This is a genomic window from Streptomyces olivaceus (assembly GCF_000721235.1).
GTDB classification, from domain to species: domain Bacteria; phylum Actinomycetota; class Actinomycetes; order Streptomycetales; family Streptomycetaceae; genus Streptomyces; species Streptomyces olivaceus.
In genome coordinates this window covers 38,120-60,047 of sequence record NZ_JOFH01000054.1, presented here as the reverse complement: position 1 = coordinate 60,047, position 21,928 = coordinate 38,120, and the positions used below count along the sequence as shown (strand labels likewise).

The window sequence follows — 21,928 nt, the reverse complement described above, 5'->3', positions numbered from 1 at the left end:
TCACGGCTTGAGCCGGAACAGCGCCCAGACCACCTTGCCGTCGAGCGTCCCGGCGAGCGGGTGCCAGCCCCAGCCGTCGCTGAAGGACTCGACGAGGAACAGGCCGCGGCCCGACTCCGCCGCGAAGTCGTCCGTCTCGCGGGCCACCGGGCTGTCGTGGCTGGGGTCGCGCACCGCGCACACCAGCCGCTCGGTCCAGCGCATCAGATGCAGCCGGACGGGTCCGTTCAACTCCTGGTGCCGCACCGTGTCGGCGGGCAGCGCGTGCCGCAGGGCGTTGGTGACCAGCTCGGAGACGACCAGGCACACGTCGTCGAATCTGTCCCCGGTGTCCCAGCCCTCAAGGGTTCTGCGGGTGAACCTGCGGGCCTCGCGCACCGCTTCGTAACGGGCCGGCAGGGCGCAGGAGGCGGCGTTCGACACGGAAGCGGGGTCGAGCGGCGGAAGGCCCTGCCGTAACGGCTGGAGCATGGTCGATCCATTCGTCCCCATGCGAGGCACTCCCGGAATTCGCGGTCGTAGCGATGCGGCGCGGTGGTGCGGGACCATGCTTTCGGAAGCGCACCGCAGATGCAAGGGCAGATGCACGTGCACGTGACCGAAATGGACCTCCCCGTACCGCTTGTTGGGCAATTTTTCCGTCATCTTCACCCCCGCTTCCCTTTCACCGGTGACCGCTTTCGATGCACTCCGTGTGTGATCGTGCGCGTTTCCTTTGGCTCGATTCCGTTTCCGTAACCGGACGAGTACTGCTCGGAGTGTTTTAGTGGCAGACTTCAGCCCTTGAAGACGGTTGGGGAGGCTGGCGAACGTGAGCGCGGGAGAGCCGGGATCGGTGGTGCGGCGCATGCTGCTCGGATCACAACTCAGGCGGCTGCGTGAGACGCGGGGGATCACGCGGGAGGCCGCGGGCTACTCGATCCGCGCCTCGGAGTCGAAGATCAGCCGGATGGAGCTGGGCCGGGTGAGCTTCAAGACGAGAGACGTCGAGGACCTGCTGACGCTGTACGGCATCACGGACGGGCAGGAGCGGACCTCCCTGCTCAGCCTCGCCAAGGAGGCCAACGTCGCGGGCTGGTGGCACAGTTACTCCGACGTGCTGCCCAGCTGGTTCCCGACCTACGTGGGCCTGGAGGGCGCCGCCTCGCTGATCCGCGTCTACGAGGTGCAGTTCGTGCACGGGCTGCTGCAGACCGCGGAGTACGCCCACGCGGTCGTCCGGCGCGGCATGAAGGGCGCCGACGAGGCGGACGTCGAGCGCCGCGTGGCGCTGCGCCTGGAACGGCAGAAGCACCTCGTCGCGGAGAACGCCCCACAGTTCCACATCGTGCTCGACGAGGCCGCCCTGCGCCGCCCGTACGGCGGCCGGGACGTGATGCGCGGGCAGTTGCAGCACCTGATCGAGATGTCCGAACGCCCCAATGTGCGGCTCCAGATCATGCCGTTCGGCTTCGGCGGGCACTCCGGCGAAGGTGGCGCGTTCACGATCCTCAGCTTCCCCGAGTCCGACCTCTCGGACGTGGTGTACCTGGAGCAGCTCACCAGCGCGCTGTACCTGGACAAGCCCGAGGACGTCACCCAGTACGAGACGGCGCTGGCGGAACTCCAGCGGGACAGCCCGGGCCCGGACGAGAGCCGGGATCTTCTGCGCGGACTGCTTCAACTCTCATAAAACGTCAGTACGATGACGCCACATCAGGCGGCCGGCCCGGGGCGGCCGCGGCGGCTGGGCAGCCGATGAGCGGCCAAGAGCAGCTAAGGGGATTGAGGGATCTCATGTCGTCGTACTTCACCGACCTCGCGCAGCAGTACATCGACGGGGAGTGGCGTCCGGGCACCGGATCCTGGGACATCATCGACTTCAACCCGTACGACAACGAGAAGCTCGCCTCGATCACCATAGCCACCGCCGACGAGGTCGACGCCGCCTACCGGGCCGCCGAGCGCGCGCAGAAGCAGTGGGCCGGGACCAACCCGTACACGCGCCGCGCGGTGTTCGAGAAGGCCCTGCGCCTGGTGGAGGAGCGCGAGGCGGAGATCGGCGACGCGATCGTCGCCGAGCTGGGCGGCACCCGCCTCAAGGCCGCCTTCGAACTGCACCTCGCCAAGGAGTTCCTGCGCGAGGCGGTGCACCTGGCACTGCGCCCCGAGGGCCGGATCGTCCCCTCGCCCGTCGACGGCAAGGAGAACCGCGTCTACCGGGTGCCGGTCGGCGTCGTGGGCGTCATCAGCCCCTTCAACTTCCCCTTCCTCCTCTCCCTGAAGTCGGTCGCCCCGGCCCTCGCCCTGGGCAACGGCGTGGTCCTCAAGCCGCACCAGAACACGCCGGTCGTCGGCGGCACGCTGGTCGCGAAGATCCTCGAGGACGCCGGACTCCCCGCCGGCCTGCTCAACGTGGTGGTCACCGACATTGCGGAGATCGGCGACGCCTTCATCGAGCACCCGGTCCCCAAGGTGATCTCCTTCACCGGCTCCGACCGGGTCGGCCGCCACGTGGCCACGGTCTGCGCCGCGCACTTCAAGCGCTCGATCCTCGAACTCGGCGGCAACAGCGCCCTGGTGGTCCTCGACGACGCCGACATCGACTACGCGGTCGACGCGGCGGTCTTCAGCCGCTACGTCCACCAGGGGCAGGTCTGCATGGCCGCCAACCGCGTACTGGTCGACCGCGCGGTGGCCGACGAGTTCACCGGGAAGTTCGTCGCCAAGGTGAAGACCCTCAAGGCCGGCGACCCGCGCGACCCGTCGACCGTCATCGGCCCGGTGATCAACTCCTCGCAGGCGGACGCGGTCTCCGCCGTCGTCGAGCAGGCCCTCGCCGAGGGCGCGACCGCCCTGGTGCGCGGCTCGGTCACCGACAACCTGGTCGAGCCGTCGGTCCTGACCGGCCTGCCCGCCGACTCCGCGCTGCTGAAGCAGGAGGTCTTCGGCCCGGTCGCCTTCCTCGTCCCCTTCGACGGCGAGGAGGAGGCCGTACGCCTCGTCAACGACACGCCGTACGGGCTCAGCGGCGCCGTGCACACCGGGAACATCGAGCGCGGCGTCGACTTCGCCAAGCAGGTCGACACCGGCATGTTCCACGTGAACGACGGCACGGTGCACGACGAGCCCATCGTCCCCTTCGGCGGCGAGAAGCACTCCGGCCTCGGCCGCCTCAACGGCGACACCATGCTGGACGCCTTCACCACCCAGAAATGGATCTCGGTCCAGCACGGCCGCAGCGGGTTCCCGTTCTAGCCCCACCGGGCCGGGTCCTAGGCTGGACCCCATGTCAGCGATCCGTCTTCTCGTGCTCGGCGCCGTGCGCCAGCACGGGCGGGCCCACGGGTACCAGGTGCGCAACGACCTGGAGTACTGGGGTGCGCACGAGTGGTCCAACGCCAAGCCCGGCTCGATCTACCACGCGCTGAAGCAGATGGCGAAACAGGGACTGCTGCTCGCGCACGAGATGGCACCGTCCGCGGTGGGCGGCCCGCCGCGCGTGGAGTACGAGATCACCGAGCAGGGCACCGAGGAGTACCTCACACTCCTCCGCACCTACCTCACCGCCTACGACCAGCGTCTCGACGTGCTCACCGCGGCGCTCGGCTTCATGGTCGACCTCCCGCGCGAGGAGGCCCTGGCGCTGCTGGAGGAGCGGGTGCGGAAGATCGCGGAGTGGCGTGCCTCGGTCACCGAGCACTACACGCCCGCGGGCGGGCCCGAGCAGCTCGGGCACATCGGCGAGATCATGCACTACTGGGTCCACTCGGCCGACACGGGCGCCGAATGGACCCGCGGCCTCATCGACCGTGTCCGGGGCGGTGCGTACACCTTCGCGGGCGAGGGGGACCCGTTCGTCGGGGTGCTGGCGGAGGGCGAGGAGAACCCGTACGCCACGGGGCAGCCGCATGGCGGGGACGCTCGCTAATCAAGTTTGACGAATTGAGCGGCAGGGCTTACTTTCGTGCCCCTGGTAGTCAAATTTGTCTAACGAGGAGTGGCAGTGGCCGACACGGCGATCACCGTCGAAGGCGCACGCAAGAGGTACGGCGGCAGGAACGCGCTGGACGGGCTCGACCTCACCGTCGCGCGAGGCACGGTCCACGGCGTACTGGGCCCGAACGGTGCGGGCAAGACCACCCTGGTCCGCATCCTGTCCACGCTCCTGCGCCCCGACGCGGGCCGCGTCGAGGTGGCAGGGCGCGACGTCGTCACGCAGGCGTACGAGGTCCGGCTGCGCATCGGCCTGCTCGGCCAGCACGCGGCGCTCGACGAGGAGCTGGGCGGCCGGCAGAACCTGGAGATGTTCGGCCGCCTGCACCACTTGGGCGCCCGCCGGGCACGCGCGCGTGCCGGTGAACTGCTCACGCGCTTCGGTCTCGCCGACACCGGACGCAAACCGGTCGCCGCCTACAGCGGCGGCATGCGGCGCCGCCTGGACCTGGCCGCGTCCCTCGTCACGGAACCCGAGGTGCTCTTCCTGGACGAACCGACCACCGGCCTCGACCCGCGCGGCCGCGCCGAGGTATGGGAGTCGGTCCGCGCCCTGACCGGCGCCGGTACGACCGTCCTGCTCACCACCCAGTACCTGGAGGAGGCCGATCAGCTCGCCGGCCGCATCTCGGTCGTCGATGCGGGCCGGGTCGTCGCCGACGGCACCCCCGACGAACTCAAGGCCGCCACCGGCGGCGACCGCATCGACGTCGTCCTGCGCGACGCCGGCCACCTGGGCGCCGCGGCGGCCCTGCTGCCCCTCGCCGGCGTCCGCGTCGACCCCGACCGCCGGCTGCTCAGCGCCCCGGTCACCGACCGGATGGCGGCGCTCTCCGGCGTCGTACGGGCGCTGGAGGAGGCCGGCATCGAGGCGGAGGACGTCGTTCTGCGCCGCCCGACCCTGGACGAGGTGTTCCTGCACCTCACCGACCGCACCAAGGAGGCCGCGTGAGCACCCCCGTTGCGTACGCCCTGTCCGACTCCTGGACCATGACCCGCCGCGAGCTGGCCCGCTGGGGGCGGCAGCCGGTCACGGTCCTCGTCGGCCTGGTCTTCCCGGTCATGCTGCTGCTGATGTTCGGCTACCTGGTCGGCGGCGGCCGGGGCGTGAGCGGCGAGTACGTCGACTACCTCGTCCCCGGCATGCTCGCGCTCACCATGGCCTTCGGCCTGGAGGGCACCATGATCGCCGTCACCCAGGACCTCAACAAGGGCGTCGTCGACCGTTTCCGCTCCCTGCCGATGGCCAACGGTGCGGTCCTGGTCGGCCGGTCCGCCGCCGACATGCTCCAGTCGGCGATCGGCCTCGCCGTGCTGATCGGCGTCGGTTACGCGCTCGGCTGGCGGGCGAACGGCGGCCCCGGCGCCTTCCTCGGCGCGGTGGGCCTGCTCCTGCTCTTCCGGTTCGCCATGCTCTGGATCGGCATCTTCCTGGCCCTGGTCGCCGGAAGGCCCGAGCTCGTGCAGGCGGTGCAGATCCTGGTCTGGCCGGTCGGCTTCCTCTCCAACGCCTTCGCCACACCCGACTCCATGCCGGGCTGGCTGGGCACGGTCGTCCAGTGGAACCCGATGTCCCAGACCGCCACCGCCGCCCGCGACCTCTTCGGCGGCCCGGGCGGCGAGTCCGGCCACGTGTGGGCGGCCCTCGCCTGGCCGCTGGCCCTGCTCGCGGTGTTCTTCCCGCTCGCGGTGGCGAGGTTCGCCCGCCTCAGCCGCTAGGGAGGCCCGGTCGCGCAGCCACGCGTCAGAGCGGTTCGTCGAGGTCTCTCAGGGGCAGGCCCGGTGCGTCGAGGCGTACGGGCCGGCTGCCGACCAGGGTCGTCAGATGTGTTTCGAGGGTCGCCAGCGCCTCGGGGCCGATGCGCTGTTCCCACTCTTCGCGCAACTCGTCGAAGATCGCCTCTCCCTGCCGCAGCACCTCGTGGCCGAGCGGGGTGACGCGCAGGCGTTTGCGGCGGCCGTCGAGTGGATCGGCCTCCCGGGTCACGTGTCCGCGTTCCTGCAGTACCGCGACGGTCTTCGCCGCCGCCTGCTTGGAGACCGACAGGCGTCGTCCGAGCTCCGAGGCGTTGTCCGCGCCGGCGGCGATCGCCCGCATGGCGAAGTCGTGGACGGGGCGTACGTCCTCGTGGCCGCGCCGGGCCAGCTCGGCGGTCGCGGCGTCCGCCAGCGAGCGGAACCCTCCGAGCAGCAGCAGTGCGAGATCAGCGCCGGATCGTGACATGGGGAGAAGGCTACGACCGTTGGACAAGGACAACCTCGTTGTCTATGTTGATGGACAACAAGGTTGTCTAATTGGGGAGAATCATGAACGCCACCCTCCCGGGCGTCACGCACCACCACGCAGACGTCAACGGCACCCGGCTGCACTACGCGGCGGCGGGAACCGACGGATCACCGATCCTGCTGGTCCACGGTTTCCCGGAAACCTGGTGGACCTTCCACAAGCTCATCCCGCTGCTTGCCCGGTCGCACCGGGTCTTCGCCGTCGACCTGCGCGGCTTCGGAGACTCCGGCAACGGGCCCGGCCAGTACGACAGCGCGACCTTCGCCGAGGACCTGCACCTGCTCATCGAACGGCTCGGCGTCGGCCCGGTCCACCTGACCGGCCAGGACATCAGCGGGGCGACCGTCTTCCGGGTGGCTGCCACCCATCCGGAAGACGTGCTCAGCCTCACCGCGATCGAGATGGGCCTGCCCGGCTTCGGCCTCGAAGCGCTGGCCGACGTCACCCGCGGCGGCGCCTGGCACATCGGCCTCCTCGCCGCCCCCGGCGTCCCCGAACTGCTCCTGACCGGACGCGAGCGGGAGTATCTGGCGGACTTCGCCTTCGGCACCATGATCGCGACGCCGGGAGCCGTCACCGACGCCGACGTCGAGGAGTTCGCCCGCACCTACGCCCGTCCCGACGGTTGGCGAGGCGCGAGCGGCCTGTACCGGTCGATGCTGCGGGAGGGCGCCGAGATCAAGGCCCTCGCCGGAACGCACGCGCTGACGGTGCCCGTACTCGCGGTCGACGCGGGCGGCGGCCCCTTCACGGCGGACACCATGTCCCGGGCCGCCGCCGGAGCGGAGGTGACCTCGGTGTCCCTCGACGGCGTGGGGCACTACGTCGCGCTGGAGGCCCCCGCGGAACTGGCGCGGGCCGTCCTCGATTTCGCCGCGAACGTCGACTCCCTCTAACCGTCCGCCCGATCGAGGAGCCGGGCACCTCGGCTCTCCGCGATCCGGCATACGTCGGTCAGCGCCTCGCCCATGCGGGCGAGGAGGTAGCGGAGCTGATCGGAGGTCGCGCGCGGGTCGTCGAGCAGGTCGGCGGCATGGCCCATAAGGTCGCCGACCATGCCGAGTTGGGCGCTCTCGACGATGTCCGCGACCCGGGAGAGCGGTCCGCTGCCGTCGGTCAGCAGGTAGCAGGGCTTGCCCTCGGGACTTCCCCAGGGCAGCAGGCGGGCGGGTGTGGGGGCGTGGTGGGTCATGCGGTCATTCCCCTGGGTGGTGTGGACGAGAACGACACACAGAGTGAACGGCGCCGTTCTAGGCTCGCCAGAGGGACAAGGGTGACGGCGCAGGTGTCACGGAGGGGTCGATCCAGTGGGCACGACTTACGGTGACTGGCTCAAGGAACAGCGCGAAGTGGCCGGCCTGACGCAGCAGCAACTGGCCGACGCGGCGATCATGACCCGGACGCACATCGCCCACATCGAGGCGGGCCGCCGGGTACCGTCGAAAGAGGACGCCCGGCGCCTGGACAACGCGCTGAACACGGGGAATGTGCTGAGCCGGTTTCTGCCGGGTGACGACGCGGCGGTCGCCGACTACTTCGAATCGGCGCGACTGCTCGAACAACAAGCGGTGATGATCCGGGAGTTCGCCTTGTCGTACATTCCGGGAATTCTTCAGACGCAAGGCTACGCACGCGCGGTCTTGGGCACGTCGTTCCCGCCGGTGAGTGAGGACGAGCGTGACAGGCTCGTCGTCACGCGCCTTGAGCGGGCGAAAATCCTGAATGATCCGGTGACGCCCGTGGTGTGGGCGCTGCTCGACGAGGCCGTGCTGCGGCGCCGGATCGGCGGACCGGGTGTGATGGCGGAACAGTTGAACCACCTGGTACGTCTGGCCGAGACCGGCCGGATTCAGGTGCACGTGCTGCCGTTCTCACTGGGGGGCCACCCGCTTCTGAGCAATATGGTCACGCTGATGTGGTTCGAGGACCAGCCGCCGGTGGCCTACGGCGAGGGCCTGTGGATGGGCAAGGTCCACGACTCCCCGTCCGTCGTCCAGGACATCCAGCATCGCTACGATTTCGCGCTGGGCAACGCCCTGCCACTGAAAGAATCCCTGGCTCTGCTCAGGGCGACAGCAAGGGACTGCGAACACCATGACCGACCGAGTCATACCGAGCGCGGGGGTACTGGCGGGGTGGCGTAGGTCCTCCTACAGCAATGATCAGGGCGGCAGCTGCCTCGAAGTCCTCGACGGTCACCGTCGGGGCGTCCCCGTGCGGGACTCGAAGAGCCCCCATGGCCCCGCGGTGATCGTCCCCGGCAGGGCCTGGGCGGCGTTCGTCGCGGCGGTCGGGAACGGCGGCCTCCCGTCCTGACCGTCGGCGGAGCCGTCAGTGGTGGAACCCCGTCGCCGCCCCCTTGTCCCGGGTCACCGGGCCCGGCTGGCGGCGGAGTTCCGGCAGCAGGCGTTCCAGGTCGGCCAGGAGCAGGTCCGCCATGTCGGCGGAGAAGCCGTTGCGGCACACCACGCGGAGTACCGACAGGTCCTCGCGGTGCGGCGGGAAGGTGTACGCCGGGACCAGCCAGCCGCCCTCCCGCAGTCGCCGGGCCACGTCGAAGACGTCGTACGCCGTCACGTCGTCGGCCGTCGTGAAGGCGAACACCGGCAGTTGGTCGCCGTGCGTCAGCAGCCGGAAGTCGCCCAGCGCCGACACCCGCGCGGCGAGCGATCCCGCGATGTCCCGGGCGGACTGCTGCACGGCCCGGTAGCCCTCCCGGCCCAGCCGCAGGAACGTGTAGTACTGCGCGGCCACCTGCGCGCCGGGCCGGGAGAAGTTCAGCGCGAAGGTCGGCATGTCGCCGCCCAGGTAGTTCACGCGGAACACCAGCTCCTCCGGAAGGGCCTCCGCGTCCCGCCACAGTGCCCAGCCGACGCCCGGGTAGACCAGCCCGTACTTGTGCCCCGAGGTGTTGATCGAGGCGACCCGCGGGAGCCGGAAGTCCCAGACCAGCTCCTCGTCCAGGAAGGGCGCGACCATGCCGCCCGAAGCCCCGTCGACGTGCACCGGGATGTCGAGTCCGGTGCGCTCCTGGAGGGCGTCCAGGGCGGCGCAGAGGTCGGCGACCGGTTCGTAGGAGCCGTCGAAGGTGGAGCCGAGGATGCCGACGACGCCGATGGTGTTCTCGTCGCACAGCTCGGCGGCGGCTGCGGATCGAGGTGGAAGCGGTTGCCCTCCATGGGGACCTGCCGGGCCTCGACCTCCCAGAAGTTGCAGAACTTCTCCCAGCAGACCTGGACGTTCACGCCCATGACGAGGTTGGGCCGCACGTCCTTCGCGGGATACCGGTCGGCGTTGCGCAGGGCCCAGCGCCGTTTGAGCGCCATCCCGGCCAGCATGCACGCCTCGCTCGATCCGGTGGTGGAGCAGCCCACGGCGGTCGAGGGATCGGGCGCGTGCCACAGGTCGGCGAGCATCGCCACGCAGCGCCGCTCCAGCTCGGCGGTGCGCGGGTACTCGTCCTTGTCGATCATGTTCTTGTCCCGGCACTCGCTCATCAGCACCCCGGCCTGCGGCTCCATCCAGGTGGTGACGAAGGTGGCCAGGTTCAGCCGCGCGTTGCCGTCCAGCATCAGCTCGTCGTGGACCAGCCGGTACGCGGTCTGCGGCGGCAGGGGAGTGGCGGGCATGCGGTGCGTGGGCGGGGCCTCGGTCATACCGCCCAGAGGGTCGGCCGTCGCGTAGAACGGGTTCACGGCGAGCCGGCGCCGGTCCCGGTCGTCGTCCCGCGGCGGGTGGGGCCCGTGGTGCAGTGGCATACGACCGACGGTAGGCCGGGCCCCCGTACCCCGCACCCGGGCGGGCGCGGCCACGGCTTGCACCTCACGTCGCGTGAGGCGGCAGCGTGGAGGGCGTCAGAGGAAGGAGCGCGGAAGTGAGCTACTCCGTGGGACAGGTCGCGGGGTTCGCCGCGGTGACGGTGCGCACCCTGCACCACTACGACGAGATCGGCCTGCTCGTACCCGGCGGGCGCAGCCACGCGGGGCACCGGCGCTACAACGACGCCGATCTCGACCGGCTGCAGCAGATCCTGTTCTACCGCGAGCTCGGCTTCCCGCTCGACGAGGTCGCCGCCCTGCTCGACGACCCGGCCGCGGACCCGCGTGCGCACCTGCGCCGCCAGCACGAGCTGCTGACCGCCCGGATCGAGAAGCTGGAGAGGATGGCGGCGGCCGTGGAGCAGGCCATGGAGGCACGCAGTATGGGCATCAACCTCACGCCCGAGGAGAAGTTCGAGGTCTTCGGCGACTTCGACCCCGACCAGTACGAGGAGGAGGTCCAGGAGCGCTGGGGCGGCACCGACGCCTACCGCCAGTCGAAGGAGAGGACCGCCTCGTACACCAAGGAGGACTGGCAGCGCGTCCAGGACGAGGCCGACGAGCTCACCCGGCGCTTCGTCGCCCTGCTGGACGCCGGTGAGCCCGCCGGCTCCGAGGCGGCCATGGACGCCGCCGAGGACCACCGGCAGGGGATCGCCCGCAACCACTACGACTGCGGGTACGAGATGCACACCTGCCTGGGCGAGATGTACGTCTCGGACGAGCGGTTCACGCGGAACATCGACGCCGCCCGGGAGGGCCTCGCCGCCTACATGCGCGACGCGATCCTCGCGAACGCGGCCCGGCACACCCCCTGAGCGGTGGTCGTGGCCCGGGTCTCACTCCCGGGCCACGACCACCGCCGTCCCGTACGCGCACACCTCGGTTCCCACGTCCGCGGCCTCCGTCACGTCGAAGCGGAACGCGAGGACCGCGTTGGCGCCCCGCGTGCGTGCCTGCTCGACGAGCCGCTCCATCGCCTCGTTGCGGGTCTCCACCAGCGTCTTCGTGAGTCCGCGCAGCTCACCGCCGATCATCGACTTCAGCCCGGCACCGATCTGGCTCCCCAGGTGCCGGGAGCGCACGGTCAGTCCGAAGACCTCGCCGAGCACCTCCTGCACGCGGTATCCCGGCAGTTCGTTCGTGGTCACGACCAGCACCTCGGGCTGCGGGCCCTGGCCGCCGCCGTATTCTTCAATACCCATGATTCCCAGGCTTCCCCGGGAACGTCACAGTGCACCCCCGAAGCCCCGTGGAACCCGGGGCACCGCGGCTGCGTTGTACGTTTGGGCAGCCAGGTCCAGCCCGCCTCCCCCAGCAGCAGGAGCCACAATCCCGTGACCACCCTTGCGCTCGGTCCCGAGTGGATCAGCCCGGACTATCTGATCGAGACGTTCAGTCTCCCGGGCATCCTGCTCATCGTCTTCGCCGAGTCCGGACTCTTCGCGTTCCTGCCCGGCGACTCGCTGCTGTTCACGGCGGGTCTCTTCGTCGCCCAGGGCGAGTACATCAGCCAGCCGCTGTGGCTGGTGTGCACGCTGATCGTGGCCGCCGCCGTCCTCGGCGACCAAGTCGGCTACATGATCGGCAAGTTCTTCGGACCGAAGCTCTTCAGCCGCCCCAACTCCAAACTCTTCAAACAGGAGAATCTGGAGAAGGCGCACGAGTTCATGGAGCGGTACGGACCCAAGGCGATCGTCCTGGCCCGCTTCGTGCCGATCGTGCGCACCTTCGCCCCCATCGTGGCGGGCGCCGGCCGCATGAAGTACCGCACCTTCCTCACGTACAACGTCATCGGCGGTGTGGCCTGGGGCACCGGCGTCACGCTCGCGGGCTACTGGCTCGGCCAGATCGAGCTCATCCGGACCAACGTCGAGGCCATCCTCGTCCTGATCGTCGTCGTCTCCGTGGTGCCGATCGCCATCGAGTACCTGCGGGAGCGCAAGAAGAAGCAGCGCGCGGCGGAGGCGGCACCGGCGGACCGGCAGCAGCCCCCGTCCCCGTACCCGGTCATGGACGACGCCACGACCCAGCTCCGCCGCGTGGACCCGTACCAGCAGCCGCAGCCGCAGCAGCAGTCACCGCAGCACCAGCAACCGCAGCAGCACCAGCAGCAGTACGACCAGGGCTACGGCAACCAGCCCGACCAGGGCTACGGCCGGCAGCAGCCGTACGCCCAGCAGTACCCGCAGGGCTACGGAGGACAGCAGCCCTACGGCGACCAGCAGGGCGGGCAGTACCCCTACAACCAGGGCCGCTGACGTAGGGCCCGGGCCCTAGAAACCCCGGGTCCGCTTGGCCGCCCGGCGGCCCGCGGCGTCCGCGCCCGGCACACGCAGGAACAGCCGCGAGATCTCGCCACCGAGGTTCACCCCGATCGCGATGGCCATCGCCAGCGCCACCGCCGTGGACAGGGACACCAGCCCCCTGTCCACTTCGCTCTGCGCGATGGCCAGCAGCCCGAAGTACGTCGCCGAACCGGGCAGCAGCGGACCGATCGCCGCGGTCATGTACGGCAGCGCCGACGCGAACCGGTACCGGGACATCAGCTGCCCGAACAGGCCCACGAGCCCGGCCGCGGCGGCCGTGGAGGCCACCGGCGAGATGTCCCCGACGATGTGCATGGCGCCGTACACGGTCCAGGCGATGCCGCCGTTCAGGGTCACCGCGAGGACGGTGGATCGTTCCTGCTGGAGCAGGATCGCGAAGGCGAGCGAGAGCAGCATCGACGCGCCGATCTGGACCAGTGGTTCGTCGCCCTGGCCCAGCGCCGCGTCCGGATTCAGCTCGGCGCCGAGCTGCACGCCGAAGTACAGCACCAGCAGCACCCCGGCGACGATGCTGACGAAGAAGTACATGACCTCCAGCAGGCGCGCCGCGGCGGTGATGTAGAAGCCGGTCAGGCCGTCCTGCACCCCCGCCACCAGCGCCCGCCCCGGCAGCAGGGCGAACAGCCCACCGGTGATGACCGCGGACGCCGCCACGTGGACGTCGGTGAGGGTGAGCGCGATACCGATCGCGGCGGGCGGCATCGCGGCCACCGCGAACTGGTAGAACTCCGGCAGCCCGCGCCCCGCGCACAGCCAGGCCAGCCGGTCGCCGAGCATCGACCCGAGCATCGCCGCGACGAACACCGTGGGCCCGCCGCCCACCAGGACCGAGGCCGCCCCCGCGAGCAGACCGCTCGCCGTGGTCAGCACCCAGGTGGGGTACGGGTGCCGGTTGCGGCGCATCTCCGCCAGGCGCCGGTAGGCCTCCTCCAGGGAGATGTTCGTGTCGGGGTCGCTGAGGTCGTCCACCAGCTGGAAGACGGCCGCCAGCCGGGTGTAGTCGGTGCCGCGGCGGCGTACCGTCCGCGACGCCGTCACCGGGTCGTCGACCAGGGACGGCTGGTAGGAGATGGACAGCAGGGTGAACGTGACGGTCGGTTCGCAGCGGTCCAGGCCGTAGGACCGGCAGACGGCGAACATCGCCGCTTCCACGTCCTCGGCACCCTCGCCGCCCGCCAGCAGCAGCTCCCCGATACGCAGCGTCAGGTCGAGCACGCGCGGCACCGCGGGGCCGGTCTCGTCGTCGTGCTTCTGCGACGGCTCGGGCGCGGGCCGCTCGGCCACCGGCATGCGCAGCATGGCCCGCATCCGGTCCTGCCACGGCACGTCCGTCAGGTTGACCGCCGGGAACCCGCTCGCCGGGGTGAAGGCGGTGGGGGCGGTCCAGGCGCTGTGGGTGCTCGGCAGCGTGAAGGCCGAGCCCTCGGCGTCCGCGGGCGCGGCCGGCGGCGCCTCCAGCCCGTCGGGCAGCGAGAACTCCGAGGTCGTCTCGGACTCCGTGTCCGTGTGCCGCTGGACGGCCAGCCCCTGCGGGATCTCGAACTCGGACGTCGTCGACGACTCCCCGTCGAGCGACGCCGCGAACCCGCTGGGCTGCCGGAAGGCACTGCGGGCCTCGTCCGACTGCGGCTTGTGGTCCTCCGCCTCCGTCACCTGCGCAACGCTCCGCTCCCTGGTCCGAACTCACCCTCCTGTTGACCTCAGTATGGTCACCCAAACGCGAACGGGCCGCACGCGTGTGCGTGCGGCCCGTTCGCTGCCGGCGTGCTCAGTGGCCGCCCTGGTCCTTGAAACGCTTGTAGGACCGCTCGATCTCGGCCTCGGCGTCGGTGCGGCCCACCCAGTCGGCGCCCTCGACGGACTTGCCGGGCTCCAGGTCCTTGTAGACCTCGAAGAAGTGCTGGATCTCCAGGCGGTCGAACTCCGACACGTGGTGGATGTCACGCAGGTGCTCCACACGCGGGTCGGTCGACGGGACGCACAGCAGCTTGTCGTCGCCGCCGGCCTCGTCCGTCATCCGGAACATGCCGATCGCGCGGCAGCGGATGAGGCAGCCCGGGAAGGTCGGCTCGTCCAGGATGACCAGCGCGTCCAACGGGTCGCCGTCCTCGCCGAGGGTGTTCTCGACGAAGCCGTAGTCGGTCGGGTAGGCGGTCGAGGTGAACAGTCGGCGGTCCAGGCGGATACGACCGGTCTCGTGGTCCACCTCGTACTTGTTCCGCGAACCCTTCGGGATCTCGATCGTGACGTCGAACTCCACCGGACGCTCCTCCATGATCAGCACATAGTTCTGGTGGTTAAGTGTCCCTCACGCCGGTGTGTGATCGCGAAAGGGGCTGGTGGTCGTGCCGGAGCCGATGCCTTGGCGGGTCGCGAAAGAGCGCGCGGCGCGTGCCGCGCGCGCCGTACGACCGCGTCTCACGCACGCCGCGCGGACCGTCACGCCGCGGATCACGCGGGCGGCACGGTCCACGAAGCCGCAGCTCGCGCGGGTCGCACTCGCCACGAAACCGCAGCTCACGCGGGTCGCACTCGCCACGAAACCGCAGCTCACGCGAGTCGCGCGCGCCACGAAACCGCAGCTCGCCCGAGCCGTACGGGCCACGGGACCGCAGCTCGCGCGGATCACGAAGCCGAGGACCTGGCAGTACAGCGCCGGTGCCGCCACCGCCGGACTGGCACTCGCCGCCGGTGTGGTGACCGCCGCCGGCCCCTGGGACTCCACGGGTCAGCGTACGGCCGAGCGGGACCGGGTCGTCGCACGGGAACACACGGGTGGCGCAGATCACGGCCGCGGATCCGGAGCCGCGGGCAGCCCCCGCCCCGCGCCCTCCGCGGGGGCCGTCCTCGCCGCCCTCGGCGGCACCACCGCGCCGGGCGGCGGCACCAAGGCGGCCCCGGCCGACGGGACGGCCGTCGCCGACGTCCTGGACCCCCTCCTGGAGGACCCGGCGCTCGGCACCCACCGCGCGGCGTCCGTCGTCGACCTGACCACCGGCAAGCGGCTGTACGGCCTCGGCGGCGACGTGCCCCTCACGCCCGCCTCCACCACGAAGATCGCCACCGCCGTCGCCGCCCTCACCGCCCTCGGCCCCGACCACCGCCTCACCACTCGCGCCGCCCTGGAGGCCGACACCGGCGAACTCGTCCTGGTCGGCGGCGGCGACCCCACCCTCACCGCCCGCGAGGACGCCCGGGGCCTCGCCAGTCTGCGCACCCTCGCCGAGAAGACCGCCGCCGCCCTCGAGAAGAGGGACGTGCGCAAGGTGACGCTGTCGTACGACACGACGCTCTACGCCGGTGCGGAAATGCACCCGATAGGGGTCAACGAGAACCTCGCCCCCGTCACCGCCCTCATGGCGGACGAGGCCCGAACCGACGACTCCACCAGCGGTCCCGCCCCGCGCGAGGGCGACCCGGCCGACGCCGCCGCCCGGGCCTTCGCCGGTTTTCTGAAGCAGCACGGCATCACCGCGTCCGCCCCCGGCCCCTCCAAGGCCACGGACCGGTCCGACACCCTCGCCACCGTCTCCTCGCCCCCGCTGTCGGCCCTGGTCGAGCGGATGCTGACCAACAGCGACAACGACCTCGCCGAGGCCCTGGCCCGCCACACCGCCGCGGCGAGCGGCCGGCCCGCCGACTTCGACGGCGCGTCCGCCGCCGTCGGGGAGACGCTGAAGCGGCTCGGCCTGCCGGTGGGCGGCGCACGCTTCCACGACGGCAGCGGCCTGGACCGCGCCGACCTGGTCACCGCCGACCTGCTCACCGCGCTGCTGGCCGAGGCCGCCGACCCGGCCCGCCCCCAGCTCCGCCCGGTCCTCACCGGTCTGCCCGTCGCCGGCTTCACCGGCACGCTGGCCGGCCGCTACACGGACGGCGCAGCGGGCCTCGTCCGCGCCAAGACGGGCACCCTGACCGGCGTCAACACCCTCGCCGGCACGGCCACCACCCCCGACGGCCACGTCCTGGCCTTCGCCTTCCTGGCCAACGAGACAACCGACCCCTGGACAGCCCAGTACACCCTGGACAAGGCAGCAACAAGCCTGACGTCGTAGCCGCGTAGCTGCGGGCAGTCGTGCCTCCCCCAGTGCCTGAACGGCCTGGGAGGTACCCCCAGGGCGGCACGGGTGGGCGCAGCGGCACCCCGCCGGCGCCGGGCTGCGCACCCGCCCCTGCCCGCACCGACGCCGGGCGCCCGATGCCACCCCGGCCCGCACAGCCTGCCCCCAGCGGCAGCGCTCCCGTACCGTTGACACATGACGAGCATCGGCGCATCTACCGGCATGGTCGACTGGAACCTCGCGGTGGCGACCGCGACCCGGCTCGTACGACCCGGCCCCGAGGTGAGCCGCGACGAGGCCAGGGCCGTCGTCGCGGAGCTCCGGCGCCATGCCAAGTCCTCGGAGGAACACGTCCGGGGCTTCACCCGCATGACCACCGACGAGGCCCACGACACCCCCGTCCTGGTCGTCGACCGCCCCGGCTGGATCCGGGCGAACGTCGCCGGCTTCCGGGAGATCCTCAAACCCCTCCTGGAGAAGATGGAGGAGCGGCGCGGCGGCAGCGCGGGCAACGCGGTCCTCGGCGCCGTCGGCGGCAAGGTCACCGGCGTGGAGCTGGGCATGCTGCTGTCGTTCCTGTCCTCCCGCGTACTGGGCCAGTACGAGACCTTCGCCCCCGCCACCCGCGAACTGCCCGCCGGCGCCAACGGCGGCGGCCGGCTGCTCCTCGTCGCCCCCAACATCGTCCACGTCGAACGCGAACTCGACGTCCAGCCGCACGACTTCCGCCTGTGGGTGACCCTGCACGAGGAGACGCACCGCACCCAGTTCACCGCGGTGCCCTGGCTGCGCGATCACCTGGAGGGCGAAATCCAGTCGTTCCTGGCCGAGACCGACGTCGATCCGATGACCGTGCTCGAACGGGTGCGCGAGGCCGCCCAGACCCTCGCAGGGGGCCGCCCCGAGGCGGAGGAGGACGACGGCGGCCGGTCGCTGGTCGAGCTGGTGCAGACCCCGGCCCAGCGCGAGGTCCTCGGCCGCCTCACCGCCGTGATGTCGCTGCTGGAGGGCCACGCCGACTACGTGATGGACGGCGTCGGCCCGGCGGTGGTGCCGAGCGTCGGCGAGATCCGCGAGAAGTTCCAGCAGCGCCGCGCCAAGGGCGCCTCCCGCCTCGACATGGCGCTGCGCAGGCTGCTCGGCCTGGACGCCAAACTCCGGCAGTACCGCGACGGGGAGCGCTTCGTGCGGGCCGTCGTCGACGAGTGCGGCATGGACGGCTTCAACCGCGTCTGGACCTCCCCGAACACCCTCCCCACCAAGTCGGAGATCGCCAAACCGGCGGACTGGATCGCGCGGGTGCACCGCAAGCCGGAGGCGTGAGCCCCGCGGGCGGGCGTGAACGTTTCCGGCCGACGGCAGTCGAACGACCCCTCAATCACCCGTCCGAGGGACCGTGAGCCTCCGGAAGGCGTGCGATGCTCGGGGAACGCCCCGTTTCTGTCACCATCTACACACTCTGCGTGACCGAATCTCGGGCTCACCCCCCGACAACTTCATGAAGGGCACCGGACATGGGTCCCCATCCTGCGGTCGCGGCGATACGCCTGGCGGTCCGCCGCGTCCTCCACGACATCCTCACCGAACTGAACACCCCGGCCGGCATCCCCGCCACCGCGGCCGCCGCCGCGACACCCGTCGAACGAACGCCGGAACGAAAGCCCGAGCGCCCGCCGTCCCCGCTCGTGCTCGTGGCCTGCTCCGGAGGCGCCGACTCCATGGCGCTCGCCTCCGCCCTCGCCTTCGAGGCACCCCGCCTCGGCGTCCGCGCCGGCGGCGTCACCGTCGATCACGGCCTGCAGACCGGTTCCGACCTGCGCGCCGAAGAGGTCGTCCTGCGCCTGCGCGAACTCGGCCTCGACCCCGTGGAGTCCACCGCCGTCAGCGTCGGCCGCGCGGGAGGCCCCGAAGCCGCCGCCCGCGACGCCCGCTACGCCGCCCTGGACACCGCCGCCACCCGCCACGGCGCCGCCGCCGTCCTGCTCGGCCACACCCGCGACGACCAGGCCGAAACCGTCCTGCTGGGCCTCGCCCGCGGCTCCGGCATCCGCTCCCTGTCGGGCATGGCCGCGGTCTCGGGGGCCGGCGGCCGTTACCGGCGCCCCTTCCTCCAGGTGGACCGGCAGACCGCCCGCAAGGCCTGCATGGTCCAGTCCCTGCCCGTCTGGGACGACCCCCACAACGCCGACCCCGCCTACACCCGCTCCCGACTGCGCCACGAGGGCCTGCCCGCCCTGGAGAAGGCCCTCGGCAAGGGCGTCGTCGAGGCCCTCGCCCGTACGGCCCAGCTCTCCCGCGACGACGCCGACGCCCTCGACACCTGGGCCCGCCAGGCCGAGGCCGGCGTGCGCGACGCCACCGGCGGCCTGGAGTGCGCCGGGCTCTACGCCCTGCCGCCCGCCGTACGCCGCCGGATCCTGCGCCGCGCCGCCATCGAGGCCGGTGCTCCGGCCGGTGCGCTGTTCGCCCGCCACCTCGAGGAAGTCGACCGGCTGATCACCGGCTGGCGCGGCCAGGGAGCCATCAACCTCCCGGGCAAAGTCGTCGCCCGCAGGCAGGGTGGCAGACTGGTGATTCGGCAAGGCTGAATCCGGACCCTCCGCCGATCCGCACACGGATCGCCGGGACGCTCCGGAGGGCCGGTGGGACGACCGAAAGTGATGCGGGTGGACGCGAACGACATGGGTGCCGACCTCGAGAAGGTACTCATCACGAAGGAAGAGATCGACGCGAAGCTGGCCGAGCTGGCCGCGAAGATCGACGCGGAGTACGCGGGCAAGGACCTGCTCATCGTCGGTGTGCTCAAGGGCGCCGTGATGGTCATGGCCGACCTCGCCCGGTCGCTGTCCACCCCCGTCACCATGGACTGGATGGCGGTGTCGTCCTACGGCGCGGGCACCCAGTCCTCCGGCGTGGTGCGGATCCTCAAGGACCTCGACACCGACATCAAGGGCCGGCACGTCCTGATCGTCGAGGACATCATCGACTCCGGCCTGACCCTGTCCTGGCTGATCTCCAACCTCGGCTCGCGCGAGCCCGCCTCCCTCAAGGTGTGCACGCTGCTGCGCAAGCCCGACGCGGCGAAGGTCGCCATCGACGTCGAGTGGGCCGGCTTCGACATTCCCAACGAGTTCGTCGTCGGCTACGGCCTCGACTACGCCGAGAAGTACCGCAACCTCCCGTTCGTGGGTACGCTCGCGCCCCACGTGTACGGCGGCTGACGCGGCCCGTGACGGGTCGCACGGCCTTTCGGCGGGCGGACGGGAACCCCTGAGGCCGTCGCGCCGTTGGAGCATGCAGACGGGACGCCAGCCCTCCCGTGCGCCTGAGGGCCACCGCGCTGGGGTACCGTCGGAAGAACTGTCTTATCAAACTCACTATGGCAGGAGGGACGGGGCGACACCGCTCCGTGTGGATGGACGTGAAGCGATACTTCCGTGGGCCAATCATGTGGATCGTGCTGGCCGTCCTTGCCGTGGTCGTGTTGATGCAAGTCGTGGGCTCGTCCGGCGGCTACAAGACGGTGGACACGGGCCAGGTCGTCCAGGCGATCAACGACAACAAGGTCGAGTCGGCCAAGCTGACCACCGGTGACGAGCAGACCATCAAGGTCCAGCTCAAGGACGGCGAAAAGGTCGAGGGCGACTCGAAGATCCAGGCGAGTTACATCGGCGACCAGGGTGTGACCCTCGCCAACACGCTGCAGAACAAGTACCAGGACAAGCAGATCCCCGACGGCTACACCGTCTCGCCGTCGAAGCAGAACCCGTTCGTCGGGATCCTGCTCTCGCTGCTTCCGTTCGTCCTGATCGTGGTCGTCTTCCTGTTCCTGATGAATCAGATGCAGGGCGGCGGCTCCCGGGTCATGAACTTCGGCAAGTCCAAGGCCAAGCTCATCACCAAGGACACGCCCAAGACGACGTTCTCGGACGTCGCCGGTTCGGACGAGGCGGTCGAGGAGCTCCACGAGATCAAGGAGTTCCTCCAGGAGCCGGCCAAGTTCCAGGCCGTCGGCGCCAAGATCCCCAAGGGCGTGCTGCTGTACGGCCCGCCCGGCACCGGCAAGACCCTGCTCGCGCGCGCCGTCGCGGGCGAGGCGGGCGTGCCGTTCTACTCGATCTCCGGTTCCGACTTCGTCGAGATGTTCGTCGGTGTCGGCGCCTCCCGGGTCCGCGACCTGTTCGAGCAGGCCAAGGCGAACGCCCCGGCCATCGTCTTCGTCGACGAGATCGACGCGGTCGGCCGCCACCGCGGCGCCGGCCTCGGCGGCGGCCACGACGAGCGCGAGCAGACGCTGAACCAGCTGCTCGTCGAGATGGACGGCTTCGACGTCAAGGGCGGCGTGATCCTCATCGCCGCGACGAACCGGCCCGACATCCTGGACCCGGCGCTGCTGCGTCCCGGTCGTTTCGACCGGCAGATCGCCGTCGACCGGCCGGACATGCAGGGCCGCCTGGAGATCCTCAAGGTCCACCAGAAGGGCAAGCCGGTCGCCCCGGACGTCGACCTGTCGGCCGTCGCCCGCCGTACGCCCGGCATGACCGGTGCCGACCTGGCCAACGTGCTGAACGAGGCCGCCCTGCTGACGGCCCGCAGCGACCAGAAGCTGGTCGACAACCACATGCTGGACGAGGCGATCGACCGGGTGGTCGCGGGCCCGCAGAAGCGGACCCGGATCATGTCGGACAAGGAGAAGAAGATCACCGCGTACCACGAGGGCGGACACGCCCTGGTCGCGGCGGCCTCACCGAACTCCGACCCCGTCCACAAGATCACGATCCTCTCCAGAGGCCGGGCCCTCGGTTACACGATGGTGCTCCCGGACGAGGACAAGTACTCGACCACGCGCAACGAGATGCTCGACCAGCTGGCCTACATGCTGGGCGGCCGCGCGGCCGAGGAACTGGTCTTCCACGATCCGACGACGGGCGCCGCCAACGACATCGAGAAGGCCACCAGCGTGGCCCGCGCGATGGTCACGCAGTACGGCATGACCGAGCGCCTCGGTGCCATCAAGTTCGGCGGCGACAACAGCGAGCCGTTCCTCGGGCGCGAGATGGCCCACCAGCGCGACTACTCGGAAGAGGTCGCCGCGCTGGTCGACGAGGAGGTCAAGAAGCTCATCGAGACGGCGCACAACGAGGCCTGGGAGATCCTGGTCGAGAACCGCGACGTCCTCGACAACCTCGTCCTCGCGCTGCTTGAGAAGGAGACGCTGGGCAAGGAGGAGATCGCCGAGGTCTTCTCCCAGATCGTCAAGCGCCCCGCCCGGCCCGCCTGGACCGGTTCCTCGCGGCGTACGCCGTCGACCCGTCCGCCGGTCCTCTCCCCGAAGGAGCTGGCCCTGACGAACGGAGCGAACGGCGCGCCCGCGGCGATCTCCACCGTCAAGAGCCCCGCACCGGAGCCGGCCCCGGCACCGGAGCGGTCCCCGGAGGACCGGCCCGAGAGCTGACC

The 21,928-nt window shown here is 70.8% G+C and carries 21 protein-coding genes and 1 pseudogene; 15 read left to right on the top strand and 7 right to left on the bottom strand.

Features of this window, described 5'->3' with window-relative positions:
- A complete protein-coding gene (locus IG94_RS0135680) occupies positions 1-492 on the bottom strand; it encodes an ATP-binding protein (protein ID WP_078892549.1) in 492 nt (163 codons plus the stop codon).
- A 355-nt stretch (positions 493-847) separates the two neighbouring features.
- On the opposite strand from IG94_RS0135680, the gene IG94_RS0135675 reads away from it, so the two are divergent.
- From IG94_RS0135675 to IG94_RS0135655, 5 genes are all read left to right on the top strand, one after another.
- Positions 848-1,672, top strand: a complete 825-nt coding sequence (locus IG94_RS0135675; RefSeq protein WP_052411024.1) for a helix-turn-helix domain-containing protein — start codon at positions 848-850, stop codon at positions 1,670-1,672.
- A gap of 104 nt (positions 1,673-1,776) precedes the next feature.
- Positions 1,777-3,237: an aldehyde dehydrogenase family protein gene (locus tag IG94_RS0135670; protein WP_031047355.1), complete on the top strand. Its 1,461-nt coding sequence runs from the start codon at positions 1,777-1,779 to the stop codon at positions 3,235-3,237.
- 31 nt (positions 3,238-3,268) lie between these two features.
- Positions 3,269-3,910, top strand: coding sequence for a PadR family transcriptional regulator (locus IG94_RS0135665; protein ID WP_031047352.1), 642 nt, complete (start codon positions 3,269-3,271; stop codon positions 3,908-3,910).
- A gap of 75 nt (positions 3,911-3,985) precedes the next feature.
- Positions 3,986-4,927, top strand: coding sequence for a daunorubicin resistance protein DrrA family ABC transporter ATP-binding protein (locus IG94_RS0135660; protein ID WP_031047348.1), 942 nt, complete (start codon positions 3,986-3,988; stop codon positions 4,925-4,927).
- Positions 4,928-4,965: 38 nt separating this feature from the next.
- Entirely contained in the window at positions 4,966-5,694 is a 729-nt protein-coding gene (locus tag IG94_RS0135655; RefSeq protein WP_107060796.1) for an ABC transporter permease, read from the top strand.
- Between the two features lie 25 nt (positions 5,695-5,719).
- Here IG94_RS0135655 and IG94_RS0135650 read toward each other — a convergent pair whose 3' ends face one another.
- Positions 5,720-6,199, bottom strand: coding sequence for a MarR family winged helix-turn-helix transcriptional regulator (locus IG94_RS0135650; RefSeq protein WP_031047345.1), 480 nt, complete (start codon positions 6,197-6,199; stop codon positions 5,720-5,722).
- A gap of 83 nt (positions 6,200-6,282) precedes the next feature.
- Between IG94_RS0135650 and IG94_RS0135645 the strand changes: the two genes are divergently transcribed.
- On the top strand, positions 6,283-7,158 hold the full coding sequence (locus IG94_RS0135645) for an alpha/beta fold hydrolase (RefSeq protein ID WP_031047344.1): 876 nt from the start codon (positions 6,283-6,285) through the stop codon (positions 7,156-7,158).
- Here the strand turns inward: IG94_RS0135645 and IG94_RS0135640 are convergent.
- Positions 7,155-7,454 carry a hypothetical protein gene (locus tag IG94_RS0135640; protein WP_031047343.1) on the bottom strand — a complete coding sequence of 100 codons (300 nt, stop codon included), beginning with the start codon at positions 7,452-7,454 and terminating at the stop codon, positions 7,155-7,157. The genes IG94_RS0135645 and IG94_RS0135640 overlap by 4 nt on opposite strands.
- 115 nt (positions 7,455-7,569) lie before the next feature.
- Here IG94_RS0135640 and IG94_RS0135635 point away from each other — a divergent pair, with 115 nt between their 5' ends.
- Positions 7,570-8,406, top strand: coding sequence for a helix-turn-helix domain-containing protein (locus tag IG94_RS0135635; RefSeq protein ID WP_052411019.1), 837 nt, complete (start codon positions 7,570-7,572; stop codon positions 8,404-8,406).
- The gene (locus IG94_RS41125; RefSeq protein WP_078892548.1) at positions 8,357-8,578 is read left to right on the top strand and encodes a DUF397 domain-containing protein; all 222 of its coding nucleotides are present in this window, start codon (positions 8,357-8,359) and stop codon (positions 8,576-8,578) included. Before IG94_RS0135635 ends, IG94_RS41125 begins: the two co-directional genes overlap by 50 nt.
- Positions 8,579-8,593: 15 nt before the next feature.
- On the opposite strand, the pseudogene gad reads toward IG94_RS41125, so the two are convergent.
- A pseudogene (gad, locus tag IG94_RS39185) lies at positions 8,594-10,020 on the bottom strand (glutamate decarboxylase).
- Between the two features lie 116 nt (positions 10,021-10,136).
- Here gad and IG94_RS0135625 point away from each other — a divergent pair.
- A complete protein-coding gene (locus IG94_RS0135625) occupies positions 10,137-10,898 on the top strand; it encodes a MerR family transcriptional regulator (RefSeq protein ID WP_031047336.1) in 762 nt (253 codons plus the stop codon).
- A 21-nt stretch (positions 10,899-10,919) separates the two neighbouring features.
- Here IG94_RS0135625 and IG94_RS0135620 read toward each other — a convergent pair whose 3' ends face one another.
- On the bottom strand, positions 10,920-11,285 hold the full coding sequence (locus IG94_RS0135620) for a YbjQ family protein (protein ID WP_031047333.1): 366 nt from the start codon (positions 11,283-11,285) through the stop codon (positions 10,920-10,922).
- 132 nt (positions 11,286-11,417) lie between these two features.
- On the opposite strand from IG94_RS0135620, the gene IG94_RS0135615 reads away from it, so the two are divergent.
- Positions 11,418-12,341 (top strand): DedA family protein, encoded by a 924-nt coding sequence (locus tag IG94_RS0135615; protein ID WP_031047331.1) that lies wholly within the window; start codon positions 11,418-11,420, stop codon positions 12,339-12,341.
- A 15-nt stretch (positions 12,342-12,356) separates the two neighbouring features.
- Here IG94_RS0135615 and IG94_RS0135610 read toward each other — a convergent pair whose 3' ends face one another.
- Complete coding sequence (locus IG94_RS0135610; protein WP_031047328.1) at positions 12,357-14,063, bottom strand: threonine/serine exporter family protein; 1,707 nt, start codon at positions 14,061-14,063, stop codon at positions 12,357-12,359.
- Between the two features lie 115 nt (positions 14,064-14,178).
- The gene (locus IG94_RS0135605; RefSeq protein ID WP_007452023.1) at positions 14,179-14,670 is read right to left on the bottom strand and encodes an inorganic diphosphatase; all 492 of its coding nucleotides are present in this window, start codon (positions 14,668-14,670) and stop codon (positions 14,179-14,181) included.
- A 79-nt stretch (positions 14,671-14,749) separates the two neighbouring features.
- Here IG94_RS0135605 and dacB point away from each other — a divergent pair, with 79 nt between their 5' ends.
- The 5 genes from dacB to ftsH all read left to right on the top strand — a co-directional run bounded on the left by dacB (position 14,750) and on the right by ftsH (position 21,926).
- Positions 14,750-16,465, top strand: a complete 1,716-nt coding sequence (dacB, locus tag IG94_RS0135600) for a D-alanyl-D-alanine carboxypeptidase/D-alanyl-D-alanine endopeptidase (RefSeq protein ID WP_224326484.1) — start codon at positions 14,750-14,752, stop codon at positions 16,463-16,465.
- A 201-nt stretch (positions 16,466-16,666) separates the two neighbouring features.
- Entirely contained in the window at positions 16,667-17,794 is a 1,128-nt protein-coding gene (locus tag IG94_RS0135595) for a zinc-dependent metalloprotease (protein ID WP_031047323.1), read from the top strand.
- A 191-nt stretch (positions 17,795-17,985) separates the two neighbouring features.
- Complete coding sequence (tilS, locus tag IG94_RS0135590) at positions 17,986-19,059, top strand: tRNA lysidine(34) synthetase TilS (protein WP_031047320.1); 1,074 nt, start codon at positions 17,986-17,988, stop codon at positions 19,057-19,059.
- 72 nt (positions 19,060-19,131) lie between these two features.
- A complete protein-coding gene (hpt, locus tag IG94_RS0135585; RefSeq protein ID WP_031047317.1) occupies positions 19,132-19,692 on the top strand; it encodes a hypoxanthine phosphoribosyltransferase in 561 nt (186 codons plus the stop codon).
- A gap of 194 nt (positions 19,693-19,886) precedes the next feature.
- A complete protein-coding gene (gene ftsH, locus IG94_RS0135580; RefSeq protein ID WP_031047314.1) occupies positions 19,887-21,926 on the top strand; it encodes an ATP-dependent zinc metalloprotease FtsH in 2,040 nt (679 codons plus the stop codon).
- Positions 21,927-21,928: the final 2 nt, after the last annotated feature.

Coding starts and splice junctions, on each gene's coding strand:
- IG94_RS0135680 (WP_078892549.1), bottom strand. CDS start 492: ATGGGGACGAATGGATCGACCATGCTCCAGCCGTTACGGCAGGGCCTT.
- IG94_RS0135675 (WP_052411024.1), top strand. CDS start 848: ATGCTGCTCGGATCACAACTCAGGCGGCTGCGTGAGACGCGGGGGATC.
- IG94_RS0135670 (WP_031047355.1), top strand. CDS start 1,777: ATGTCGTCGTACTTCACCGACCTCGCGCAGCAGTACATCGACGGGGAG.
- IG94_RS0135665 (WP_031047352.1), top strand. CDS start 3,269: ATGTCAGCGATCCGTCTTCTCGTGCTCGGCGCCGTGCGCCAGCACGGG.
- IG94_RS0135655 (WP_107060796.1), top strand. CDS start 4,966: ATGACCCGCCGCGAGCTGGCCCGCTGGGGGCGGCAGCCGGTCACGGTC.
- IG94_RS0135650 (WP_031047345.1), bottom strand. CDS start 6,199: ATGTCACGATCCGGCGCTGATCTCGCACTGCTGCTGCTCGGAGGGTTC.
- IG94_RS0135645 (WP_031047344.1), top strand. CDS start 6,283: ATGAACGCCACCCTCCCGGGCGTCACGCACCACCACGCAGACGTCAAC.
- IG94_RS0135640 (WP_031047343.1), bottom strand. CDS start 7,454: ATGACCCACCACGCCCCCACACCCGCCCGCCTGCTGCCCTGGGGAAGT.
- IG94_RS41125 (WP_078892548.1), top strand. CDS start 8,357: ATGACCGACCGAGTCATACCGAGCGCGGGGGTACTGGCGGGGTGGCGT.
- IG94_RS0135620 (WP_031047333.1), bottom strand. CDS start 11,285: ATGGGTATTGAAGAATACGGCGGCGGCCAGGGCCCGCAGCCCGAGGTG.
- IG94_RS0135595 (WP_031047323.1), top strand. CDS start 16,667: ATGACGAGCATCGGCGCATCTACCGGCATGGTCGACTGGAACCTCGCG.
- tilS (WP_031047320.1), top strand. CDS start 17,986: ATGGGTCCCCATCCTGCGGTCGCGGCGATACGCCTGGCGGTCCGCCGC.
- hpt (WP_031047317.1), top strand. CDS start 19,132: ATGCGGGTGGACGCGAACGACATGGGTGCCGACCTCGAGAAGGTACTC.
- ftsH (WP_031047314.1), top strand. CDS start 19,887: ATGGACGTGAAGCGATACTTCCGTGGGCCAATCATGTGGATCGTGCTG.